The sequence below is a fragment of the Methanobacterium sp. genome (genome assembly GCF_038562635.1).
In the GTDB taxonomy this organism is placed as follows: Archaea; Methanobacteriota; Methanobacteria; order Methanobacteriales; family Methanobacteriaceae; genus Methanobacterium_D.
This window is the reverse complement of the sequence record NZ_JBCFBO010000003.1, coordinates 217415-224490: the sequence shown is the minus strand read 5'-3', so window position 1 is coordinate 224490 and position 7076 is coordinate 217415. Positions and strand designations below refer to the sequence as shown.

Genomic DNA, 7076 nt, shown 5'->3' with positions numbered 1-7076 from the left:
TTTTTTTTTTATAATTAATTAAAAGTTTTTTTTAATAATAATTTGAATTGTATTTTTACACAGTTTTAATAATATTTTTATTAAGTTAATAATTTCACGAGGGTGACTGTAAAGGTTCACTCACAACACAATAAAAAAACATTTTATTTTTAGTTCTGATTTTACAAATTTTATATATTAATATAACAAGATTATCAAAGTCTACTATCTGAAATAAGATAATATTATTTGGTTTTTTGGCTTGTGGAGAATATACAGAAGAGTCAGATATTACCATTGAAAACTTGTTTTGGGTATGTGAAATTTATAATTTGTTTTTAGAGGAATATAACTCGATTTTGTTGAATCTTTGAAATTAAAATTTCAGGGTTAATTGTATTTTGTTTAAATACTAATTCAAAAGTGATTTATGGGCCTTAAAATTAAAGTAAATTTATATGAATAAACAAATCATCGACCGCGCCAGAGGATCCATCATAGGCCTCGCAGTAGGCGACGCACTCGGTGTCCCGCTGGAATTCAAATCTCCCGGAACATTTGAACCAGTCGAAGACATGATCGGGGGCGGATCGTTCAACTTAAAACCTGGAGAATGGACAGATGACACAAGCATGGCATTATGCCTGGCTGAAAGCTTGATTGAAAAACAGGGATTCGACCCCGCGGATCAACTTGAGAGATATACTCTGTGGTACCGTGAAGGGCATTTAAGCGTCAACGGCAAGTGCTTTGATATTGGAAACACCACGCGTGAAGCTTTACATAAATTTGAAGAGACGCATGGACATTACTGCGGCTCAACCTACGAACGCTCTGCTGGAAACGGTTCTATAATGCGTTTAGCCCCAGTTCCAATTTTCTATTTTTCAAGCCCAGAAGATGCAGTTAGTAATGCAGGGAAAAGTTCAAGGACAACACACGGCCATATCTCAACTGTAGATGCATGCAGATATATGGCGGGGCTAATTGTCGGTGCAATGATGGGTCACAAAAAGGAGCAAATACTCTCTTGCAGGTACTGCCCCGTTTCTGGTTTCTGGGATACACATGAATTAGCCCCAGAAATTGATGAAATCGCATGCGGATCGTTCAAGCATAAAAATCCTCCTGAAATCGTGGGGAGCGGCTATGTGGTAAAATCATTAGAAGCGGCATTATGGGCTTTCTACAACAGTGATAACTTTGAAGAAGGCGTATTAACGGCTGTTAATTTAGGGGATGATGCGGATACAACAGGTGCAGTTTACGGTCAGATTGCAGGTGCTTATTATGGAGAAAGTGGGATTCCTGAAAGCTGGAAAAATAAGCTGGCCTGCTGTGATTTGATCCAGTCATTTGCAGATAGATTGATTGGGAATATAAACGCTAATTATAATAAGATTTAAATTATAAATAATAACAGCTTGTATTTTATTTTTAAAATGGTTTGGGGGTCAAATATGGGTTCAGAGGGGATTGTTGAAATGGCTGTTAATGACCTGGCTGATGAATTCCGGGAAAATTCAGATGAATTTTTTAATGAATATGATTTTCGCCATAGATTTTTCTGTAAGCTGTATCCAGAGTTTAAAAATTTGATTCATCCAGAATATCCAACTAGAAATAGATTTATTAAGGAAAAGGCTTCTGGTGAGAAATATATCTCAGGTAAGAATTGTTTTGAACCTGAAATTAAAAAAGGCATCAGGGATAAATATGCTTTAGCTGTCTTTAAAGAAGAAATTTACAATAAACATAAAAACGAGTTAAGTCCCGGGAATAGGCTATCAAATATGGATCTTGATATTAGAGATATTTACCTAGATTTTGCTTTTGAATTTAAGTATATAACAAGTGGAAATATTAGTGTCATTCGTGAGATTGAGTTTGATATATTCAAGCTTAAAAAAGCCGCTGAAGCAGGGAATAAATATTTGATAATCTTTATAAAGAAAATATTTGGTGATGAAGGATTTAAACAGATTATTGAACCTCTTAATGAATTTAAAAAGAATGAAAATGTTGTTAATGTACTTATATTTTCAAAATAGTGTACTGACCTGATTGATTTTGTAAATCTTTATATACAAAAAATTAGGAATGTATCTCTATGAAGTTCTGTCCAGAGTGTGATATGGTAATGTTACCTCAGGATGATTACATGGTTTGCCGGGCATGCGGTTACAGGGTCTCTTTAAACCATGAATCTTCGTTTTCTTACGATGTAAACCAGAAATTCGGTAAATCTGGTTAACATTTTATATTACAAATCAGCAACCAGATACTTTTCATGACATAACCTTTCTATACTATATTCAAAATAAAGGCTGATTTATGTCTAAGAAATACTGGGGCTTAATTTTAGTTTTAATACTACTTTACGGCACATTTTCTTATTATTATATAGTAACCTTTGATAATCCTGATTTTAACTGGAATTATCATGAGCTTCAAAAAATCAGTAAAAATGAAAGTAGTTTTTCATTTGCAGTATATGGAGATGATGATAACTCTGGCGGAAGGTTCGATCATTTAATAAAGAGTTTAAATGAAAAAAACGTGCTTTTTTCGGTAGATAATAGGGATTTAACCACTTCGGGAACTCCAATGTACTTTGGATACTTTTTAATAGATTAAAAACAGTTAAAAGCGCCGTTACTTATTAATATAGGTAACCATGATCTTTCAGGAAGCGGCACCGAGTCTAATTATATTAACGTGTTTGGAAACCATTACTACTCATTTTCTGAAAAAAACAGCTACTTCATAGTCCTGGATGATGCAAACTCAAATGTTAACGGCACTCAGATGAACTGGCTGAAAAACGAGCTTAAAAAGAGCCAAAATTATAAATACTGATTTATATTTATGTACATTCCTCTATATGACATTAGGTATAATTCTAAAGGTGAAGGTCTCAGTTTAGGCAAATTTAACTACTGCAAAAATCTTCAATAACCTTTTTGACGAGTACAACGTCACCATGCTTTTCACATCACATATCCCCGGCTATTTCCGCGGAGTGTGGGGCAAAACATTATTTATAACAACGGGAGGTGCGGGATCTACTCTAAGCAATCCTCATGCTGGTGTTAATAATGCTGAAAACTATTTTACCACTATATTTTAGTTAATGTGACAGACAATGGAGTTAATTATGAAGTGGTGAGGTATAATTAAATTTTTACCTAAATTGGGTGGAAGTCCAGTAATAATCAGAGAGGGACAGGGGTAATGGGGCTGTTATTTCCCTCTCTGTTGTGTTGTACAACCCAAAATAAAGTATATATATCTGCAATAAACTATTTTTGGATTTTGAAGCGTATGTACTGGATTATATTCATAAATATTTTCATACATCCAGAATTATGTGCAAAAAAGTGTTAAATGAACTTTTGTGATTAATTCAACTTTAAAACAAGACTCATTAGTGACAAGTCCTAAATTTAGTTTGTTATAGTTTAGTATTAACCTTATTTGAATGTATTTAACATTAAATAGTTTTATATGTGTTGGAAATATTTGTGTATCTTGTATTATATAAAATTTTTATCATCTAATTTTATTTATACCGGCTTTAAAAAGGAATATATAAATAGAAATGGTTTGCATAAGCATATAAAACTAATTGGAGCTGGAGGATATTTGATGCCAGAAATCAGCGGTGTTAAACTTAACTACATTGAAAAAGGTGAGGGGTGCCCTTTAATTTTAATCCACGGTTTATCTGATGATTTGAGGTTTTGGGCTCCTTTAATCCCTCAATTATCAAGAAATTACAGGACAGTAGCTTTAGATCTTAGAGGGCATGGTAGTTCCGGCAAACCAAAGGGCCCTTATTTCATTGAACAGTTCAGTAGGGATGTATATTCTCTTCTCAATGAGTTAAACATAAGAAAGGCCCACTTCATAGGTTTTTCTGTGGGAGGGGCTGTAGTCCAGGATTTGGCAGTTAATTACCCTGAAATGGTTTCATCAATAGTTTTGATGTCCAGTTTCAGTTTTGTTGATTCTAAATTAAATGAAACTTTCCTGAAGCTCAGGGAGTCTCTGATTGGAGGGGGATTTGCGGCATTTTTTGACGAGATATTGCCTTTAGTTTTAATTCCCAAATTAATTAATGAGAATAAGGCAGAACTTGAGCAGATTAAGGAAGAAAAAGTTAAAACAGAGTCTGTAGAATCGCTGATCAATACTGTTGATGCGTGTATGGAATTTGATGTTAAAGACAAAATATCGGTGATCTCAAAACCAGCTTTAATAATTTCTGGAAAAGAAGATGTTTTAATTCCAGATGAACTTGCAGGGCAGACTCATAGAATTATAGATGGATCAAAACGTGTAATACTTGAAAATACGGGACATAATGTTCTTATCCCTGAAAATTTACAGTTTCTGCTGGAATTAATTTTAAAATTCCTTAAAGATGTTTAGGGAAAAAATAAATCTGTTTTGGCTCAAAGTCCATTTCTTTAAATTTGGAATATAAAAATTCGATCTTATTAATTTCTATTTTAATTATGTTCATGTTAAACTGCAGATTTTTTATAAAATTCTCGTTTAAACCTTTCATTTTAATTACATCGTAATATTCATCTGTATCCTCTGGAATGATATATGCAGAACCGGTTATCTGCATGCCTGCAAGGCTGTTCATACTGGTATAATCGTCATAAACTGCTACGGAGATATTTTTGTTAAGTGGGATATTGGAAAATTTTTCTCCCCCTTCACTTAGAAAGTACATAAATCCGTTGATGTAGAGGTATTCTATTGGTGTTGACCTTACCCTGTTTTTGTATGAAGTGGAAAGTGTACAGGTATTATGGGTTGTTAAGAAATTTTCTATTGTTTTTTTGACTTTAGGTGACGGTGCGTTAGGTATCAGGTCATCTTTAATTAATTTAAGTTCAAGGGCATATTTTAGAACTTCATCCAGGTTAAAATTACTAATATCTTCTATTTCGAACCCTATTTTTCCGCTGAACAATTGGAGTGCTTTTTTGTCTTCTTCATTCAATGTACTTTGTTTTAATACACCCCCGCCTGAGTACTGAAGTTAACATTGCATGGAGAAATGCCCTGCGGGCTGAAGATGGGTATAAACATCACTTTAGAAAAATGGAAGTGGCTTACAGGTTTCGTGAAGGCCTGAGACTGCAAAAATGGGGTCATGTTTTAGATTCTATGGTAAAATACCGTGAAATACGAACAAAGCTCTGCAGGGATTATATGGGAGGTTCTATGGATTTGCTGGGGCGTGCTGAATTACATAACTGCACTGCTTTTCCTTTAGGTGCAGGGGGTGGAGGGGGAGTACTTTTATTTTCTCCAGATCCCGAGTCTTTAGAAAGCCTGCGCGGAGATCTTCAAGGTATATATCGTGAAATCCCCTTTAAAATCAGGTCTAAAGGATATGAAATTAATAATAGATTGTAGAGATAATTTTAAGGTATTGGGAGTGTAATAAGATAATGGAAAGATAGAAATAGGTCAGTAGTGATGGAAATGAAAAAATTTTCTTTTATAGCAAGAATGCCTAACGAACCAGGTGCTTTACATAAAGCTGCAGAGATAGCAAAGGACTATAACGGCAACATCCACAGGATTCACTACAATAGAAAAATTGATCCAAACACCGTATTTTTTGAAATTACAGCTGATGATTCATCATATGGAAAAATAATGGATAAACTTGACGAAATTGGATATCTGCAAACTACACTTAAACCTGCAAATTATTTGAAGTTTAATATCTCACTTCCACATTCTCCTGGAGCTTTATTTGAATTTTTAAATTGTATAACATCTGCAGGTGCAAATATTGGATTTCTGGACTTTGATGATAAAAGCAACAGGCATGATAAGTTAACGGTTGCGTTGACTCTGGATAAAATTTCAAGTGTGGATACCCTTCTGGATAATTTAAAGTCACGTTATCTCTTAGAAATCGTTGAATATGATACTGAAGGTGAAAAACTGGACGATAACGTGTTTTACATATTTTTTGCCCAGAAGTTAAGGGAGATAATTGGAAACACTGAGGATGATTTTTTAATTAAGCTGCTGGGTGATGTTAATCATATTGTTCAGGAGCTCACGCGCCTTGGTGAAGACCCTAAACGTGTATTTGAAAGTATCCTGCTTACTGGAAATACATTAAAGGATACTTCTGGTGACGGCTTCTACGCCGATATTCAAAAGATAGATTTAAATCAGGATACTCAACTTTACTGCTTCCAGCCGCCATGTGGAGGGAATATATTTGTTATCAATGCTCCAGAAGAGGTGGTAATGGTAGATTCGGGTTATGGGATTTATTACCCTGACATTTTAAAATTATTCCAGCACTGTGGGATTGACCTCAAAAATCTTAAAGGTATCTACATGACCCATGCAGATGCAGACCACTGCGGTGCAGGGGGTTTTTATGGGGTTAAATCATTCCTGCATAGGGGCACATCGGATATCATTGAGAAGTCTAACAGGGCTTACGGATCCAATGTGGAAGAGAGTGTCCTTGAAGAGGTGTATACCAAATTAATTAACCTGTTTTCAAGATTTAACTCTCCGGCAGATGTGAATATTTTTTCTGAAAACGTAATTAAAATGAGGGGTTCTTTTCCGGTTGTTCACACTTTTGAAGTTGGGGATATGGAATTTGAAGTGCTGGAAAGCTTAGGTGGGCATCTTTATGGGCAGGTTTTTTTAGCATGTCCAGATGAAGGGATTATTTTTACAGGGGATTCTTTAATTAACTTTGATAGTTTAAGTGAAGATAGAAGGAGGTACAACCTCCTTGCAAAAAACTTAATGACTTCTGTAAATGTAGATAGGAAGCTAGCTAAAGCGGAACGAAAAGCCATTTTAAGGATCATTTCTAAACTAAATGAAGAATTATCAATTAAAGATAAGAATTGTTTAATTTGCAGTGGTCATGGAGCTGTTTCACTACTTTCTGGAGATAAGCTAAAAATTTATGGGCAGATCTATCATTACCTGCCAAAAAAGATGTAAATATTGGGCCTCATTTTTAAATTAGTTTTTTGGGCACAGTATGATTTAGGATAAAAGGCTATTTATTTTTGTTAGTATTC

8 protein-coding genes are annotated in these 7076 nt (G+C 34.5%); 7 read left to right on the top strand and 1 reads right to left on the bottom strand.

The window, feature by feature from the left end:
- The first annotated feature begins 437 nt into the window (after positions 1-437).
- From AAGU07_RS15910 to AAGU07_RS15890, 5 genes are all read left to right on the top strand, one after another.
- Positions 438-1385 (top strand): ADP-ribosylglycohydrolase family protein, encoded by a 948-nt coding sequence (locus tag AAGU07_RS15910; RefSeq protein WP_342460062.1) that lies wholly within the window; start codon positions 438-440, stop codon positions 1383-1385.
- Between the two features lie 54 nt (positions 1386-1439).
- Positions 1440-2030 carry a hypothetical protein gene (locus AAGU07_RS15905; RefSeq protein WP_342460061.1) on the top strand — a complete coding sequence of 197 codons (591 nt, stop codon included), beginning with the start codon at positions 1440-1442 and terminating at the stop codon, positions 2028-2030.
- Between the two features lie 59 nt (positions 2031-2089).
- Positions 2090-2233, top strand: coding sequence for a hypothetical protein (locus AAGU07_RS15900; protein WP_342460060.1), 144 nt, complete (start codon positions 2090-2092; stop codon positions 2231-2233).
- Positions 2234-2313: 80 nt separating this feature from the next.
- Entirely contained in the window at positions 2314-2616 is a 303-nt protein-coding gene (locus AAGU07_RS15895) for a hypothetical protein (protein ID WP_342460059.1), read from the top strand.
- A 1011-nt stretch (positions 2617-3627) separates the two neighbouring features.
- Positions 3628-4413: an alpha/beta fold hydrolase gene (locus tag AAGU07_RS15890; protein WP_342460058.1), complete on the top strand. Its 786-nt coding sequence runs from the start codon at positions 3628-3630 to the stop codon at positions 4411-4413.
- On the opposite strand, the gene AAGU07_RS15885 is transcribed toward AAGU07_RS15890, so the two are convergent.
- Entirely contained in the window at positions 4400-4999 is a 600-nt protein-coding gene (locus tag AAGU07_RS15885; protein ID WP_342460057.1) for a pyridoxamine 5'-phosphate oxidase family protein, read from the bottom strand. The genes AAGU07_RS15890 and AAGU07_RS15885 overlap by 14 nt on opposite strands.
- On the opposite strand from AAGU07_RS15885, the gene AAGU07_RS15880 reads away from it, so the two are divergent.
- Both AAGU07_RS15880 and AAGU07_RS15875 read left to right on the top strand, forming a co-directional pair.
- Positions 4975-5418, top strand: coding sequence for a hypothetical protein (locus tag AAGU07_RS15880; protein ID WP_342460056.1), 444 nt, complete (start codon positions 4975-4977; stop codon positions 5416-5418). The genes AAGU07_RS15885 and AAGU07_RS15880 overlap by 25 nt on opposite strands.
- A gap of 69 nt (positions 5419-5487) precedes the next feature.
- Positions 5488-6996: an MBL fold metallo-hydrolase gene (locus AAGU07_RS15875; protein WP_342460055.1), complete on the top strand. Its 1509-nt coding sequence runs from the start codon at positions 5488-5490 to the stop codon at positions 6994-6996.
- The last annotated feature ends 80 nt before the right edge of the window (positions 6997-7076 follow it).

Excerpts from the sequence above, each read along its gene's own strand:
- AAGU07_RS15910 (WP_342460062.1), top strand. The coding sequence starts at position 438 with ATGAATAAACAAATCATCGACCGCGCCAGAGGATCCATCATAGGCCTC.
- AAGU07_RS15905 (WP_342460061.1), top strand. The coding sequence starts at position 1,440 with ATGGGTTCAGAGGGGATTGTTGAAATGGCTGTTAATGACCTGGCTGAT.
- AAGU07_RS15900 (WP_342460060.1), top strand. The coding sequence starts at position 2,090 with ATGAAGTTCTGTCCAGAGTGTGATATGGTAATGTTACCTCAGGATGAT.
- AAGU07_RS15895 (WP_342460059.1), top strand. The coding sequence starts at position 2,314 with ATGTCTAAGAAATACTGGGGCTTAATTTTAGTTTTAATACTACTTTAC.
- AAGU07_RS15890 (WP_342460058.1), top strand. The coding sequence starts at position 3,628 with ATGCCAGAAATCAGCGGTGTTAAACTTAACTACATTGAAAAAGGTGAG.
- AAGU07_RS15875 (WP_342460055.1), top strand. The coding sequence starts at position 5,488 with ATGAAAAAATTTTCTTTTATAGCAAGAATGCCTAACGAACCAGGTGCT.